Annotated in this window: 11 protein-coding genes; 6 read left to right on the top strand and 5 right to left on the bottom strand. The window is 69.5% G+C overall.

Going from position 1 to position 15,287, the window contains the following annotated elements; translation table 11 throughout:
• Positions 1-340: 340 nt before the first annotated feature.
• The 3 genes from FHY05_RS15485 to FHY05_RS15475 form a co-directional block, all read right to left on the bottom strand.
• Complete coding sequence (locus FHY05_RS15485; protein ID WP_183945349.1) at positions 341-1,237, bottom strand: alpha/beta fold hydrolase; 897 nt, start codon at positions 1,235-1,237, stop codon at positions 341-343.
• A gap of 596 nt (positions 1,238-1,833) precedes the next feature.
• Positions 1,834-2,886, bottom strand: coding sequence for a ribonucleotide-diphosphate reductase subunit beta (locus tag FHY05_RS15480; RefSeq protein WP_132909648.1), 1,053 nt, complete (start codon positions 2,884-2,886; stop codon positions 1,834-1,836).
• A 62-nt stretch (positions 2,887-2,948) separates the two neighbouring features.
• Entirely contained in the window at positions 2,949-3,161 is a 213-nt protein-coding gene (locus tag FHY05_RS15475) for a hypothetical protein (RefSeq protein WP_183945348.1), read from the bottom strand.
• A gap of 56 nt (positions 3,162-3,217) precedes the next feature.
• On the opposite strand from FHY05_RS15475, the gene FHY05_RS15470 reads away from it, so the two are divergent.
• A complete protein-coding gene (locus FHY05_RS15470) occupies positions 3,218-3,469 on the top strand; it encodes a DUF2171 domain-containing protein (protein ID WP_183945347.1) in 252 nt (83 codons plus the stop codon).
• A 982-nt stretch (positions 3,470-4,451) separates the two neighbouring features.
• Positions 4,452-5,654: a 3-oxoadipyl-CoA thiolase gene (pcaF, locus tag FHY05_RS15465; protein ID WP_183945346.1), complete on the top strand. Its 1,203-nt coding sequence runs from the start codon at positions 4,452-4,454 to the stop codon at positions 5,652-5,654.
• Between the two features lie 149 nt (positions 5,655-5,803).
• Here pcaF and FHY05_RS15460 read toward each other — a convergent pair whose 3' ends face one another.
• Positions 5,804-7,327 carry an alpha-L-fucosidase gene (locus FHY05_RS15460; RefSeq protein WP_183945345.1) on the bottom strand — a complete coding sequence of 508 codons (1,524 nt, stop codon included), beginning with the start codon at positions 7,325-7,327 and terminating at the stop codon, positions 5,804-5,806.
• Positions 7,328-7,610: 283 nt separating this feature from the next.
• Between FHY05_RS15460 and FHY05_RS15455 the strand changes: the two genes are divergently transcribed.
• Positions 7,611-8,384 carry an IclR family transcriptional regulator gene (locus tag FHY05_RS15455; RefSeq protein ID WP_311732500.1) on the top strand — a complete coding sequence of 258 codons (774 nt, stop codon included), beginning with the start codon at positions 7,611-7,613 and terminating at the stop codon, positions 8,382-8,384.
• Positions 8,385-8,896: 512 nt separating this feature from the next.
• Positions 8,897-10,744 (top strand): methyl-accepting chemotaxis protein, encoded by a 1,848-nt coding sequence (locus FHY05_RS15450; RefSeq protein WP_221191245.1) that lies wholly within the window; start codon positions 8,897-8,899, stop codon positions 10,742-10,744.
• A 66-nt stretch (positions 10,745-10,810) separates the two neighbouring features.
• Here the strand turns inward: FHY05_RS15450 and FHY05_RS15445 are convergent, their stop codons facing one another.
• Complete coding sequence (locus FHY05_RS15445) at positions 10,811-12,745, bottom strand: ribonucleoside-diphosphate reductase subunit alpha (protein ID WP_183945472.1); 1,935 nt, start codon at positions 12,743-12,745, stop codon at positions 10,811-10,813.
• 538 nt (positions 12,746-13,283) lie between these two features.
• Between FHY05_RS15445 and FHY05_RS15440 the strand changes: the two genes are divergently transcribed.
• Entirely contained in the window at positions 13,284-14,834 is a 1,551-nt protein-coding gene (locus FHY05_RS15440) for a sensor histidine kinase (RefSeq protein WP_183945343.1), read from the top strand.
• Positions 14,831-15,220 (top strand): response regulator, encoded by a 390-nt coding sequence (locus tag FHY05_RS15435; RefSeq protein WP_183945342.1) that lies wholly within the window; start codon positions 14,831-14,833, stop codon positions 15,218-15,220. The genes FHY05_RS15440 and FHY05_RS15435 overlap by 4 nt, the downstream gene beginning before the upstream one ends.
• Positions 15,221-15,287: the final 67 nt, after the last annotated feature.

The following is a 15,287-nucleotide window of genomic DNA, read 5'->3' as shown; positions in this document are numbered from 1 at the left end:
CTCTCCTCTCCCGACGCTACGCTGCCGTCATCCTGAACTCGTCTCAGGATCTACTCGGCCGCTCACCTGGAGGCCAAGTGGAGGGTGAAGCGGTCGCCGCCCGCATCACTCTCCCGCGGCGGCGGCTACGTCCGCTGCGCCGTGGATCCTGACACGAGTCCAGGATGACGGATGGAGCGCGGGGAGTGGCCGCTGCCAACGCCTCTCCCGTGTTCCTGCGCACGCAGGAACCCAGGGCCACGCACGTCCCCACCCCCCCCGTGGCCCTGGGTCCCGGCGTGCGCCGGAGCACGGCGCCGGCTGGAGCGTCGGTCGGCCGGGGCCTCTCGCCCCGCCGCGCTCAAGCGACCCGCGGCAGCCACTCGCGCAGGATCGCGTTGACCGCCTCGGGCGCCTCCTGCTGCACCCAGTGCGACACGCCCGGCAGCCGCCGCACGGTGAGATCGGCGACGTAGCGCTCGGTGCCGTCGAGCGTCTCCAGTCCGAGCGCCTTGTCCTCCTCGCCCCACACCATCAGCGTCGGCACCTCGACCCGCCCGCCGTTGCCGAAGCGCATCCTGTCGCGGTGGCGCGCGGCGGCGCGATACCAGTCGATCATCGCCCTGAGCGCGCCCGGCCGCCGCGCCGCCGCGGCGTAGACGTCGAGCACCGCGTCGGGGAAGCGCGTCTTGTCCACCGCCATGCCGCGGAAGGCGCGGCGCACCAGCGCGGCGTCGCCGAGCGCCATCACGCGCTCGGGCAGCCACGGGAGCTGGAACGCGCCCATGTACCAGCTGCGCCGCCGCTGCGGCGCGTGGCGAAGCGCCGCGGCGAAGCAGGCGGGGTGGGGCAGGTTCATCACCACCAGCCGCTCGAGCGGCCGGACCTTGTTGATCGCGAAGTTCCACGCGATCGCGCCGCCCCAGTCGTGCGCGATCAGCGTCAGCGTGCGCGCGCCGCTCGCGTCAAACAGCGCGGCGGCGTCGGCGACGATCCGGTCCATCGTATAGTCGGCGATCGCGGACGGGCGGGAGCTGCCGCCGTAGCCGCGCTGGTTGGGCGCCCAGACGCGATAGCCGAGCTCGGCGAGCAGCGGCATCTGGTGACGCCAGCTATAGTGCAGCTCGGGGAAGCCGTGGAGGCACAGCGCGAGATGCTCGCCGCTGCCCGCCTCGGCGACCTCGAAGGTGAGGCCGTTGGCGGCGATCGCGCGGACCGCGATGCCGCTGTCGGGCGCGGGATGCCAGCTGGGGGTCATGGGTCGGACCTCCGTCTGTAAGGCGAGAGGGAGCGACCAACGGCCGCTCCCTTCATTACGCGGCTGCTGCCTGGATCATCCGAGCCTTGGCAGCCATGACAGCGGCCTTGGCCTCGTCGCGGCTGAAATAGCTACGAGATGAGCGAGCCATGATCGTCCGATTGCCATCGAAGCAATACCAGCACCACATGAAGTCACTATCCATATGCAGCCAGAAAGTTAGGGAATCCATTTCTGTCCTCCTGATAGCTGGCTACTGTCAAGATACGATCAGTTTTCCTGCAAGCCGCGAGATCGAACCTAGTGACCGTCGGTTTTCCGATTCAGTGGTTGGTTATGTCTTTGAGCGGCTGCCCGTCGTCACGTACCAAGTTAGTGCAATCGTTACCTCTAAGTACTAATTTTCGTTTCTCCTCTCTCCTCGCCTTGCTGTGACACGCGATACTGAAAAAGTGGAATAGCTGTCCCGGCGCAACCTAAACCTAATACTGATCCCTCCCCTTCAAGGGAGGGCCGGGGTGGAGCGCTCCCGCGAGCGGCGCGCCCGCGGGTAGGCCCTACCCCCAGCCCCTCTCCTGAAGGGGAGGGGAGCTAAGTCACTCCGCCGCCACGCCCGCGAACATGTCCCCGCTGGCCTCGCCCGCGTCCTCGTTGGCGGGCTTGCCGCCCTTGGCCTTCTGGCGCTTGTCGAACGAGTCCCACACGTCGTTCCACTGCCCCTTGGTCGCCGCCTTCGAATACTCGGTCGCGCGCGTCTCGAAGAAGTTGGCGTGCTCCACGCCGTTGAGCAGCGGGGTGAGCCACGGCAGCGGGTGCTCGTCGATCATGTAGATCGGCTTCAAGCCCAGCTGGTTGAGCCGCCAGTCCGCGATATAGCGGATGTACTTCTTTATTTCCTTGGGCTTCATCCCCTCGACCGGGCCCATCTCGAAGGCCAGGTCGATGAAGTTGTCCTCCAGCCGGATCGTCGTCTGGCACACGTCGGCGATGTCGTCCTTCACCGCCTTGGTCAGGCATTGGCGCTCCTGGCAGAAGGCGTGGAACATGCGGATGATGCCCTCGCAGTGCAGGCTCTCGTCGCGCACCGACCAGCTGACGATCTGGCCCATGCCCTTCATCTTGTTGAAGCGCGGGAAGTTCATCAGCATCGCGAAGCTGGCGAAGAGCTGCACGCCCTCGGTGAAGCCGCCGAACATGGCGAGCGTGCGCGCGATGTCCTCGTCGCTGTCGACGCCGAAGTTCTGCATGTAATCATGCTTGTCCTTCATCTCGCCGTATTCGAGGAAGGCGCCATATTCGCTCTCGGGCATGCCGATTGTGTCGAGCAGGTGCGAGTAAGCGGCGATGTGGACCGTCTCCATGTTGCTGAACGCCGTCAGCATCATCTTGACCTCGGTCGGCTTGAACACGCGGCCGTATTTCTCGTGGTAGCAGTCCTGCACCTCGACGTCGGCCTGGGTAAAGAAGCGGAAGATCTGGGTCAGCAGGTTGCGCTCATGGTCGGTCAGCTTCTGCGCCCAGTCGCGGCAGTCCTCGCCGAGCGGCACTTCCTCGGGCAGCCAGTGGAGCTGCTGCTGGCGCTTCCAGAACTCGAACGCCCAGGGGTATTCGAACGGCTTGTACTGCTTGCGGGCTTCGAGAAGGGACATGGCTACACTCCGGGTGAGACGAATATAGGAAATCAGGTGGGCGGATCAGGCGGGCGGGTCGGTCACGGCTCGAGGCTCCACTGCCACATCGCCGCGGCGGACAGCGCCAGCACGACGCCGCCCGACAGCGCCATCACGCCGACCATGCGATAGGCGTAGACGCGCGCCTCGGTCAGCGGGCGGCGCAGCTCGGCGAGCAGCCACGCGCCGACGAACGCGAACACCGCGGCGACCGCGAACATGATCGCGGACGGGAGCGGCAGCGTGCTCAGCATGCGACCATCTCCCGCTCCGTGCGTTGCGCCCCCGAACCGAACAGAGGAGACTGACGATGGTCGATGCCAGCCAGATCAAGGAACATGCCGAGGTGATCGGCGCGGACGGCGTGCACGTCGGCACCGTCGACCACGTCGACGGCGACCGGATCAAGCTGACCAAGAACGATTCGCCCTCGACGCAGGACGGCCAGGGCGCCAAGCATCATTACCTGCCGCTCGGGCTGGTGGCCGAGATCGAGGGCGACCAGGTCCGCCTCTCGGCGACCGCGCAGAACGCGCAGGACATGTTCGAAGAGGACGAGTGAGGCGGTAGCTCCCTCTCCTGGCGGGAGCGGGAGCGAGGCCGATGAGATCGCGAGGAAGGGGGCGGCGCTCGTCAGCGAGCGTCGCCCTTTCGCATGCGGGCACGCGTCGCTGGCCGCCACAGCGGCGTGGCAGCCGAGCGGAGGGCGCGACAGGGACGACATGGCGCCACGGGAGCCGTTCGGCGCCGGGTGACGCGCGGTGACGTGAGGCCGCGCGTGGCGCGGGCGGCGGTGCAGCGTGACGGCCGCGCGCTCCGCTCGCCACGCGTGGGCGCGGGGGGCGGCGGGTCGATCGTCTCTGGGACGCATCCCTTCTCTCCTATCTACCGTCACTCTCACGCGACTCAACGACCTGCGGGAAGATCTTCCTTCCCCCCGCCGACAGGCGAGGCGACCGAGTCAGCGCGCGCCGGGCGAGCCGCTCGAGCCGCGCACCACGACTGGCGCCGACGCCATGAGACGATCGCGTCTCACGCACTGTGTCTGCGATCGCCGCTGGCTCGGAGCAGATGCCATGTTCAACCACCTTGGGCACGAGATGTGTCAGCCTTCTCAGCGCCCTTGCGGTCGCACGCGCCGAGAATCCGAAGCCTCCTCCCGATACCCGATCGGCCTCGCCGTCGCCACCGCTTTCTCACTTGAGGCGCGGTAGTCCGAACCCTCCGAGCACAACATATGGGGCTGCTGCGGTGTGAGTCGCGCCATGGCTTGTGCAAGCGCGAGCGGCTCTCCCTGCTGCGACGATCCGCGTCCAGCCGTTGCGCCGGGCGCTGCCCCGGTTCGGAAAGCGGCGTCGCTGCCCGGGGATGCCGGCAACTCAGCTTGGGTCGCGGTGAAGTCGCGCGCCCCCGACGCCGTCGGAGGTGATCGCCAGCGATCGCCGCTCGACGAGCTCGTCTGGCCTCTACGCCGGCCCGCCCGCTGCCGCTATCTATGTCGACGACCCACGGCGACTCACCGAGCCGCTGGAGCAGGACGCCCGATGACGCACGCCTTTATCTGTGACGCGATCCGCACCCCGATCGGCCGGCTGGGCGGCGTGCTCGCCACGATCCGCGCCGACGACCTCGCCGCGGTCCCGCTGCGTGCGCTGATGGAGCGCAACCCCGACGTCGACTGGGCCGCGCTCGACGACGTGCTGCTCGGCTGCGCCAACCAGGCGGGTGAGGACAACCGCAACGTCGCACGCATGGCGGCGCTGCTTGCCGGGCTGCCCGACGCGGTGCCCGGCGCGACCATCAACCGGCTGTGCGGATCGGGGCTCAACGCGGTGGGCAGCGCGACGCAGGCGATCCGCAGCGGTGATGCCGCACTGCTGGTCGCCGGCGGGGTCGAGAGCATGACTCGCGCGCCCTTCGTCATGGGCAAGGCGCAGGGGCCGTTCGACCGCGCGCAGCAGCTGGAGGACACGACGCTGGGCTGGCGCTTCGTCAACCCGACGATGCGCGAGGCGTACGGCGTCGACTCGATGCCGGAGACCGCGGAGCACGTCGCCGACCAGTGGCGTGTCACCCGCGCCGAGCAGGACGCCTTCGCGCTCGCCAGCCAGCAGAAGGCGGCCGCGGCGATCGCCAGCGGCCGGATGGCGGCGGAGATCGTCGCGGTCAGCGTGCCGCAGCGGAAGGGCGATCCGATGCTCGTCGAGCGCGACGAACACCCGCGCCCGACCAGCCTGGACGCGCTGGCCAAGCTGAAGCCGGTGGTGCGTGCCGATGGCACCGTCACCGCGGGCAATGCCTCCGGCCTCAACGACGGCGCGGCGGCGATGCTGGTCGCGAGCGAGGCCGCCGCGGTGCGGCACGGGTTGACGCCGCGCGCGCGCGTCCTCGGCATGGCGGCGGCGGGGATCGCGCCGCGGATCATGGGGGCCGGCCCGATCGAGGCGGCACGCAAGCTGAGCCGCCGCACCGGCATCGGCCTCGACCGACTCGACGTTATCGAGCTGAATGAGGCCTTCGCCGCGCAGGCGATCGCCGTCTTGCGCGACCTCGGGATCGCGAGCGACGACCCGCGGCTCAACCGCAACGGTGGCGCGATCGCGCTGGGCCATCCGCTCGGCATGTCGGGCGCGCGGATCGTGATGAGCGCGGTGGAGGAACTGCACCGCACGCGGGGCCGCTATGCCATGGCGTTCATGTGCATCGGCGTCGGGCAGGGCATCGCCCTCATGCTGGAGCGCGTCTAGGCGCGTGCTCCTGCGCAGGCAGCAGCCGGAACGAGGGAGGCCGTTCGCGCGGCCCCGGGCTCCGGCGTCGCCGGAGCACGCCTCGGGTGACACGATCGGCCCGTTCGGCCCGGTCGAGTCAGTCGGACGAGCGTCGCCCTCGCGGGAGGTCAGGCGAAGCTGATCTCGAACGCGCTGGCATGCCGGCTCGGCAGCCGCGCGGGACAGTCGATCACCAGCGCGCGATCGGTCTGGCGGAAGGCGATCGCACCGTCGTGGCCGAGCAGCCGCACCCGCCGCACGCGCCGCGGCTCGTGCGGGTTGCCCGCGGCGAGCGACGTGACCGCGACCGCGCCCCGCGGCGGCGCGAGCGTGATCGCGTAGAGCCGCTCGCCGCGCGTGGTGAAGCGGATGTCCTGCGCGACATAGTCGCCGCTCTCCTTGAAGTCGCCCGCCGCCGCCTCGGTCGGCCCCTCGCCGTGTATCCTCCACGGCCGCGTCCCGTGGATCGCGGCGCCGTTGACCGGCATCCACGCGGCGAGCTCGTCGAGCAGCTCGAGCGACGGCGGCGGCAGGCTGCCGTCGGCGTGGAGCGCCACGTTGAGCAGGAGGTTGCCGTTCTTGCTGACGATGTCCGCCAGCATCGAGATCACCTGCGCGGGCGTCTTGTAGCGGTCGTTCTCGTTCTCGAACCAGTCGCCGTTCGACGTGTCGGTCTGCCATGGCAGCGGATCGATGCCCTTCAGCACGCCGCGCTCGACGTCCTGCACGCCCCACTCGCGGTGGAACTCGCCCGACCCCAGGCTCTTCGAGGCGTAGACCGCTTCCAGCCGCCCGCTACGCGCGATGCTGCTGTTGTACAGATGCGCCACCAGCGAACGCCCGACCTCGCCGAACGGCACCCCGCCGTCGGAGTAGAGCAGGTCGGGCTGGTAGCTGTCCACCAGGTCGCGGATCCGCTTGAACCACAGCGCGTGATAGGCCGGGTTCCTGGTGTACCAGGTGTCGGGCCGGTTCAGGAACGGCTCGTCGCGGTTGTCATGGTAGAGGTCGGCGAAGCGCGGGTCGGCGCCGTCGTAGCTGACCCCGAGCTTGGGCCAGAACTGGTCGTACAGGTGGTTCGGGTACCACCAATTGTAGCTCGCGCCGAGATGCTCGGAGACGCCGAAGCGCAGGCCGCGACGGCGCGCCGCGTCACGCCACGCCCCGACGATGTCGCGCTTTGGGCCCATGGCCGCGGCGTTCCAGCGATGATGCTTGGACCGCCACAGGTCGAAATTGTCGTGGTGCACGCCCATCGAGACGAAATACTTGGCGCCGGCCGCGGCATAGCGCGTCATCAGCGCCTCAGGATCGAACTTCTCCGCGGTCCACAGCGGGATGATGTCCTTGTAGCCGAACTCGGACGGGTGGCCGTAGGTCTTGACGTGATGCGCGTAATGCGGGTGGCCGGGGCAGTACATGAAGCGCGCGTACCAGTCGCCCTGGCGCGGCACCGCCTGTGGCCCCCAGTGCGCCCAGATGCCGAACTTGGCGTCGCGAAACCAGTCCGGCGCCCGATAGCCGAGCAGCGACTCGACCGCCGGCGTGAAACGCCCCGGTGCGATCGGGAGCGCCGCCGTCGGAGACACATCGCCCGCGGCGGCGGCCCCCAGCGACGCCGCCATGAACTCGCGCTTGCTCCAGCCCGTCATCGCTCGCCCTCTCCCGGTTGTTATCATCCTTGCAAGCGTGTTTTCATTTTGCAAGCGGCATGGCAAGCGCCGCGCGGCACGGGTGGCGGCGGCGGAGACTGGCCAGTGCGTCGGTCGGCAGCGCGGTACCGTCCGGAACGCCCCACCGTCTTCCCGGACGTGTTCAGCGTGAGCCAAGTGGTTGATGCGGCGGTCCCGCTCGCGCCAGCCAGTACGCCTCGCCGGGTTTGACAGCGCCGGTGCGGCTCCTATGGCCGTGACACGCTCTGGGGTGAGGTGGCGGGTGACGGCGGGAGGGAAGGCGACCTACGCGGCGCCGGCGGTTCAGAAGACCTTCGAGATCCTCGGTCTGCTGGAGCAGCACCCCGGCGGCCTGTTGGTGAGCGAGATGGCGGCGCTGCTCGGCCGCTCGGTCGGCGAGCTGTTCCGCATCGTCGTCGTCGTCGAGCAGCTCGGCTATCTCCGCAAGTCGCCCAAGGACGATCGCTACTCGGTCGCCTACAAGCTCCTCGATCTGGCCTATCGATCGACGCCGGCGCGCAGCCTGGTCGACGTGGCCCGCCCGGTGATGCGACACCTGGCGGTGGACACGGGCCAGTCGTGCCACCTCGTCGTCCTCAACGAGGCGAGCGGACTCGTCATCGCGCGCGAGCACAGTCCCGGTACCCGCGGTTTCGCGCTGCGTCTCGGCGCGAGTATCGACCTTCTCGCGAGTTGCTCGGGCAAGGTGCTGCTGTCGTTCGCCTCGCCCGAGGACCGGACGACCGCGATCGCGCGCGCGTCCGGGATCGCGGCGCCGGTGGACCGCGACGCGCTCGAGCGGCAGCTGGCGCTGATCCGCAAGGCCGGGTTCGCCCAGCGCAAGAGCCCGATCACGCTCGGAGTCACCGACATCAGCTATCCGGTGTTCGGCTTCGACGGGCTCGTCGCGGCGGCGCTGACCATCCCCTTTCTCCGCCTCATCGACGGCTCGCAGACGATCGATATCGACGCCGCGCGCGCGCTGCTCGCCGGTGCGGCGGCCGAGATCACCGAAGGCCTCTCCTCGGCGGCGTGAGATCGTCGGCGCGCCTGCCGCGGGTCCTTCGACGCCGAAGCGTGCCGGAGAGCTGCTGGCGGTCGCATCGGTGGGCGCCCGAGGGGCCGATAAGCCGGCGGACTGTCGTGCGCATGACGCACGAGGTCGGTCGGCTCAGGGCTGGCAAGCATACGATCCGCATCCCACGCGTCGGCGGCGATGCGATGGCGACGCCGGTGCTGGCCAGCGTGCCCGTGCCGGCGCGCCATCCAGGGCCGACGGCGTAGATGATGCCTCCGCGGACGAAGCGGTGACCGGTCGGACGAAAATCTGATACAGCAGGCGCCAGATCAATCCTTTGATCTAAATGAAGATACCGTCTTTGTCCAAGTTGGTTAATATTGATCGAGCGAAGATGTTTCGAGGAACAAGGTTCGCACTCTCGCATGGATGATCGAACACTGCTTACGATCAATCTCGCCTCAATCTCGCTTTAAGTCTGTCGGCATAGATGCCGTCTCGTTGATCGGGCCGCGTCGGGAGCAGCAAGGATGAGAATCAAGCGGAAGGTGTCGGTCGCCGCGTCGGGCATCGCGGGTGCGCTGCTCCTCGCTTCGGCCACCACGAGCTACTTCGTCAACGAGATCCGCGTCGGTGGTCCCATCGATCGGGCCAGCCAGCAGATCGACGATCTCGAGGCGTCGATCCTGCCGCCGCCCGCCTATATCATCGAACCCTATCTCGAAGCCTCCTCGATCCTCAACCATACCGGCGCGCGCGCCGAGCACGAGCGCCGCCTCGCCCAATTCGAGACCGACTATGACGCGGCGCTGCGGCAGTGGCGCGAGTCGACGCTCGATCCGGCGCTCAGGGCCGGGCTCGACGAGTCGGGTACCCCGGCCCGACTGTTCTGGAAGGAGTTGCACGCCGGCTTCCTGCCCGCCGCCGCCGCGGGCGACGAGGCCGCGCTGCGCGCCAGCTTCGACCGGCTGAGCCAGTCCTACGCCAGCCATCGCGCGAGCATCGACCGGCTCGTCCGCCTCGCCGCGGCGAAGAAGCAGGCGCTCGCCGCGGCGAGCGGTCACAGCCTCACGCTCGCGCTGACGACGCTCGCCGCGCTCGCGGTGATCCTGCTCGCCGTGGTCGCGGCCGGCTTCGTCGCGCTGATGCGCGGCGCGCTCGGCCCGCTGGAGACCACCTCGCGCACGGTGAGTCGCATGGCGGCGGGCGAGCTCGACGCCGAGCTGGTGGGGATCGGCCGCGCCGACGAGATCGGTGATCTGGTGAGCAGCATCGCCACCTTCCGTGACGCGGCGCGGCAGCAGCAGCGCGCCGCCGCCGAGCAGCGCAGCGTGGTGGCCGAGCTCGGCGCCGCGCTCGACCTGCTCGGCCAGGGCGCGCTGACGCACCGCGTCGGCGACACCCTGCCGAGCGACTATCGCGCGGTCGGCCGCTCATACGACCAGTCGGTCGACCAGCTCGGCGTCGCGATCGGTCACGTCAGCCGCTCGGCCGAGCGGGTGAAGACCGGTGCCGGCGAGATCCGCCAGGCCTCGGACGACCTGTCGCGCCGCACCGAGCAGCAGGCCGCGAGCCTGCAGCAGACCGCGGCGGCGATGCAGGAGATCACCGTCACCGTGCAGGAGACGGCGGGCAACGCCGCGCGCGCCAACGACGTGGTGCACGACACCCAGCTGGACGCCGAACAGTCCGGCGGCGTGGTGCAGCGCGCGGTGGAGGCGATGAGCGGGATCGAGCGCGCCTCGGCCGAGATCGGCGACATTATCGCCGTGATCGACGGCATCGCCTTCCAGACCAATCTGCTGGCGCTCAACGCCGGGGTCGAGGCCGCGCGCGCGGGCGACGCTGGCAAGGGCTTCGCCGTGGTCGCCAGCGAGGTGCGCGCGCTGGCGCAGCGCTCCGCCGACGCGGCCAAGGACGTCAAGCTCAAGATCACCGCCTCGTCGCAGCAGGTCCATGCCGGCGTGGCGCTGGTGGGGCAGGCGGGCGAGGCGCTGACGCGGATCACCGGGCGGATCGGCGAGATCAGCGCGCTGGTGTCCGACATCACCGCCGCGGCCGAGCAGCAGGCCAGCGGGCTCCAGCAGGTCGCCACCGCGGTGGCGGCGATGGACGGCGTGACCCAGCAGAACGCCGCGATGGTGGAAGAGGCCACGGCCGCGGCGCGCAGCCTGTCCGAGGAGGCCGACACGATGGCGCAGGCGGTCGCGCGCTTCCGCCTCGCCGAGGGCGACGACACGCCGAGCGCCGGGCGCCCTGCCGCGGCGCCGGTCCGTCAGCTGACGGCGCGCGCGGCGGCGACGGGGGCACGGATCGCCGCCGGGGCGCGCGCGCAGCGCGGTAACGCCGCGCTGGCGGAGGAGTGGAGCGCCTTCTGAGCCTTACACGGCGGTGCGCCGGTGAGCGACCGCGGACGGGCGCTCATCGGCTAGCCGGCACTCATCTCACTGACAGGCGAGGCACTCGTCATAGTCGGTGCTCTCGGCGAGCGAGAATTGCGGCTTGTCGAGCGTGTTGTCCGCCTCGACCCCGCCCTGGCCCTCGGCGCCCGCGAAGCCGGCGCGCTGCACCGACTTGGAGCGGAGATAGTAGAGCGACTTGATCCCCAGCTCCCAGGCGCGGAAGTGGAGCATCAAGAGATCCCACTTCTCCACGTCCGCCGGGATGAACAGGTTGAGCGACTGCGCCTGGTCGATATAGGGCGTGCGGTCGCCGGCGAGCTCGAGCAGCCAGCGCTGGTCGATCTCGAACGACGTCTTGTAGCAGTCCTTCTCCTCCTGGCTGAGGAAGTCGAGGTGCTGCACCGAGCCGCCGTGCTCGAGGATCGAGTTCCACACCGCGTCCGAGTTCTTGCTCTTCTCGGTGAGCAGCTTCTCGAGGTACGGGTTCTTCACCGCGAAGCTGCCCGACAGCGTCTTGTGGGTGTAGATATTGGCCGGAATCGGCTCGATGCAGGCGCTGGTGCCGCCGCAGATGATCGAGATCGACGCGGTCGGCGCGATCGCCATCTTGCACGAGAAGCGCTCCATCACCCCCATGTCGGCGGCGTCGGGGCACGGGCCGCGCTCGTGCGCGAGCACCATCGAGGCCTCGTTCACCTGCGCGTTGATCTGGCGGAACATCTTGAGGTTCCAGCTCTTCGCCATGGCCCCCTCGAACGGCAGCCCGCGCTGCTGGAGGAAGGAGTGGAAGCCCATCACGCCCAGCCCGACCGAGCGCTCGCGGCCCGCCGAATAGGCCGCGCGCTCCATCCCGGGCTCGTGGCGGTCGATATAGTCCTGCAGCACGTTGTCGAGGAAGCGCATGACGTCCTCGACGAAGCCCTTCTCATCCTTCCACTCGTCCCATGTCTCGAGGTTGAGCGAGGAGAGGCAGCACACCGCGGTGCGATCGTTGCCGAGATGGTCGCGGCCGGTCGGCAGCGTGATCTCGCTGCACAGGTTCGAGGTCGAGACCTTGAGCCCGAGGTCGCGGTGATGCTTGGGCATGGTCGAGTTCACATGGTCGGCGAAGACGATGTACGGCTCGCCCGTGGCGAGCCGGGTCTCGACCAATTTCTGGAACAGCGCGCGCGCGTCCACCGTGCCCCGCACCGAGCCGTCCTTGGGGCTTTTGAGCTGCCACTCGGCGCCGTCGCGCACCGCCTCCATGAAGGCGTCGGGGATCAGCACGCCGTGGTGCAGGTTGAGCGCCTTGCGGTTGAAGTCGCCCGAGGGTTTGCGGATCTCGAGGAACTCCTCGATCTCGGGGTGCGAGATGTCGAGGTAGCAGGCGGCCGAGCCGCGCCGCAGCGAGCCCTGGCTGATCGCCAGCGTCAGCGAGTCCATCACGCGCACGAACGGGATGATGCCGCTGGTCTTGCCGTTGAGCCCGACCGGCTCGCCGATGCCGCGCACGTTGCCCCAATAGGTGCCGATCCCGCCGCCGCGCGAGGCGAGCCAGACGTTCTCGTTCCAGGTCTGCACGATGCCGTCGAGGCTGTCGGGCACCGAGTTGAGATAGCAGCTGATCGGCAGACCGCGCCCGGTGCCGCCGTTCGACAGCACCGGGGTGGCCGGCATGAACCACAGCTTCGAGATGTAGTCGTACAGCCGCTGCGCGTGCGCGGCGTCGTCGGCATAGGCCGAGGCGACGCGGACGAACAGGTCCTGGAAGCTCTCGCCGGGCAGCAGATAGCGGTCCTTGAGCGTCTCCTTGCCGAAGTCCGTCAGCAGCGCGTCGCGCCCGTGATCGACCTCGACCGGGTAGGGCCGCGCCCGCGCGCCGTGCTTCGCGATCGTGTCGCCGCTCGGCTGGGCCTCGCCGATCTTGGTCTCGACGGGCGCCGTGTCGATCGTCTCGGTGGTCATCGCCGCACCGTCCGTTTCCCTGAAATCCATCGCCATGCCGCTCCCGCTCCTGGCCACTATCACCGAATCGGGGCAGTGCCCGATCCTAGCGGACGTCGAACCCTCTGAGAACAAAAAGAGACCGTCGCGTCACCGCGATCGGCGCACGACGCCCCACGAAATATGAGGTGCCGCGCCTTGTTCTACCACCATTGGGGTCGATACGCCGCCCGTACCTCAACAGATTGTGGCAGATCGCGAGCGCGGGCAAGTCGGTAAAAGCAGTCGATCACGGCCCTAAGCACCGGGAGCGCCGCGCCGCGCCGCGGCGACGCGCGGACTTTCGCGGCCTCCCGCGATTGCAAGAGAACGATCGACGAACGAAAATTTTTTGCCGTCTCACCGCGAACGAAGCTGTTTGACGCTGCCGAACGTTATGTCCCGAAACGGGATCAAGCGTCGTCAATGCTGTCGGCACGCACCCCGGCGGTTGCAAGTTTGTCCAATAAGTTCTGCCGCCTGTGCGGCAGGTTTACGTGATTCACGCCGCCGCCCAGGGTCGCGGGAGCGGCGTGTGGAGACCGATGCGATGCCTGCTGACGGATCGCCGCTGGACGCGTTTCCCGCGTCGCCGCGCGCCTCCGACGCGGCGCTCCACCAGCACGAGATGCTCGCCGCCTTCGCCGAGCTCGCGATCCTGTCCGAGGACATCGACCGGCTGCTGCAGGAGGCCTGCGACTATGTTCGCCGCGCGGTCGGTGCCGACATCGTGCTCTTGTACCGCCAGAGCGCCGACCGTCGGTCGGTCGAGGTGCGCGCCGGCGCCGGGGTCGCGCCGTCGCTGATCGGGGGCTCGATCACGCGGCGCGACGAGCAGTCGCTGGAGAGCCGGCTGCTGCGCGACGGCGAGCCCGTGATCGTCCCGGACGTGGCGGACGAGCCGCGGCTGGAGACGCGCGGGCTGCTTCGCCGCTTCGACCAGCGCGGGCTGGCGCTGATCCCGCTGCGCGACGGGCCGGGCACGCCGATGCTGGGGCTGCTCCACATCAGCACGCGCGAGCCGCGTGACTTCTCGGCCGAGTTCGCCTTCCTGCGCATCTACGCCAGCCTGGTCGCGGCGAGCATGCTGCGGATCGACGCGCTGCGCCGCCGCCGCGACGAGCAGGCCGCGCGCGAGCGCAGCGAGTGGCAGCTGCGGCTGGTTCTCGAGGGCATCCCGCAACTCGTCTGGTGCGCCGAGCCCGGCGCGCAATGGCGCTGGATGGGCCCGCAATGGACCGAGGTGACCGGACGCGACCCCGATTCGAGCCTCGGCCGCGGCTGGCTCGACGCGGTCCACCCCGAGGATGCGGTCGCGGTGGAGGAGGCCTGGGGCGCGGCCGACGCGCGCGGCATCTTCGAGGTGGAGTGTCGCATCTGGCACCAGCATGACGGGACTTATCGCTGGTACCAGGGCCGCGCGCTGCCGACCGCGGTCGAGCTGGGCGAGCCGACCTGGGTCGGCACCTTCACCGACGTCGAGGACCTGCGCGCGCTCGAGGCGCGCCAGGCGGTGCTGGTCGCCGAGCTGCAGCATCGCACCCGCAACCTCCTCGCCGTCGTGGAGGGGATCGCGCTCCAGACGATGGCGGCGGCGTCCTCGCCCGAGGCGTTCGAGGCGAGCTTCCACGATCGCTTGCAGGCGCTGGCGCGCGCGCAGCGGCTGCTGTCGGGGAGCGAGAAGCTGACGCTGCGCCACCTGCTCGAGACCGAGCGCGACGCGCTGGGGACCGCCGACCGCGAGTCGCTGATCACGCTGGACGGGCCCGACGTGCTGCTGCCCAGCACGATGGTGCAGACGCTGGCGCTGGTGATCCACGAACTCGCCACCAACTCGCGCAAGCACGGCGTGATCGCGCGCGGCGCGGGGCGGATCGCGATCCGCTGGCAGGTGAACGCCAGCGGGGAAGAGCCGCTGCTCGATCTCTGCTGGGAGGAGACCGGCGACTGGACCGCGCCGGCGACCGACTCGCGGCGCGGCTTCGGGCGCGAGCTGATCGAGCGCGCGCTGCCGTTCCAGCTCGGCGCGTCGAGCGACTATCGCATCGTCGCTGGCGCGGTGACGTGCCGGCTGCACGTCCCGCTCGGCGGGGCGGCATGAGCGGGGGCGGGCGAGACGCGGGCGCCGGCGTGCTCGCGGGACGTCGGCTGCTGGTGTGCGAGGACGAGTTCTACGTCGCGGTGCGGCTGGAGCGCGCCCTGCTCGATGCCGGCGCGAGCGTCACGCTGTTCGCCAGCCTCGCCCCCGCGCTGGCGCATGCCGCCGGGGACGCCGCGATCGACGCCGCGCTGCTCGACATCAACCTGCGCGGCGATCTCAGCTTCCCGCTCGCCGACGCGTTGCTCTCTCGCGGCGTGCCGCTGATGTTCCTCAGCGGCTATGACACTGCGACCATCCCGCCACTCTACCGCGATGTCGCGCGGCTGCAGAAGCCGGTGACGCTGACACAGCTGACCCAGAAGCTCGACCAGCTGCTGCACCGCTGAGCGCGGGGCGCGGAACATCCCGCCACGGCAAGGGGTTGCTGCGCGGCACTGCCGCCATTCACAGGCT

The organism is Sphingomonas sp. BK580 (genome assembly GCF_014194975.1).
GTDB lineage: Bacteria > Pseudomonadota > Alphaproteobacteria > Sphingomonadales > Sphingomonadaceae > Sphingomonas.
This window is presented reverse-complemented; position numbering and strand designations above follow the sequence as displayed.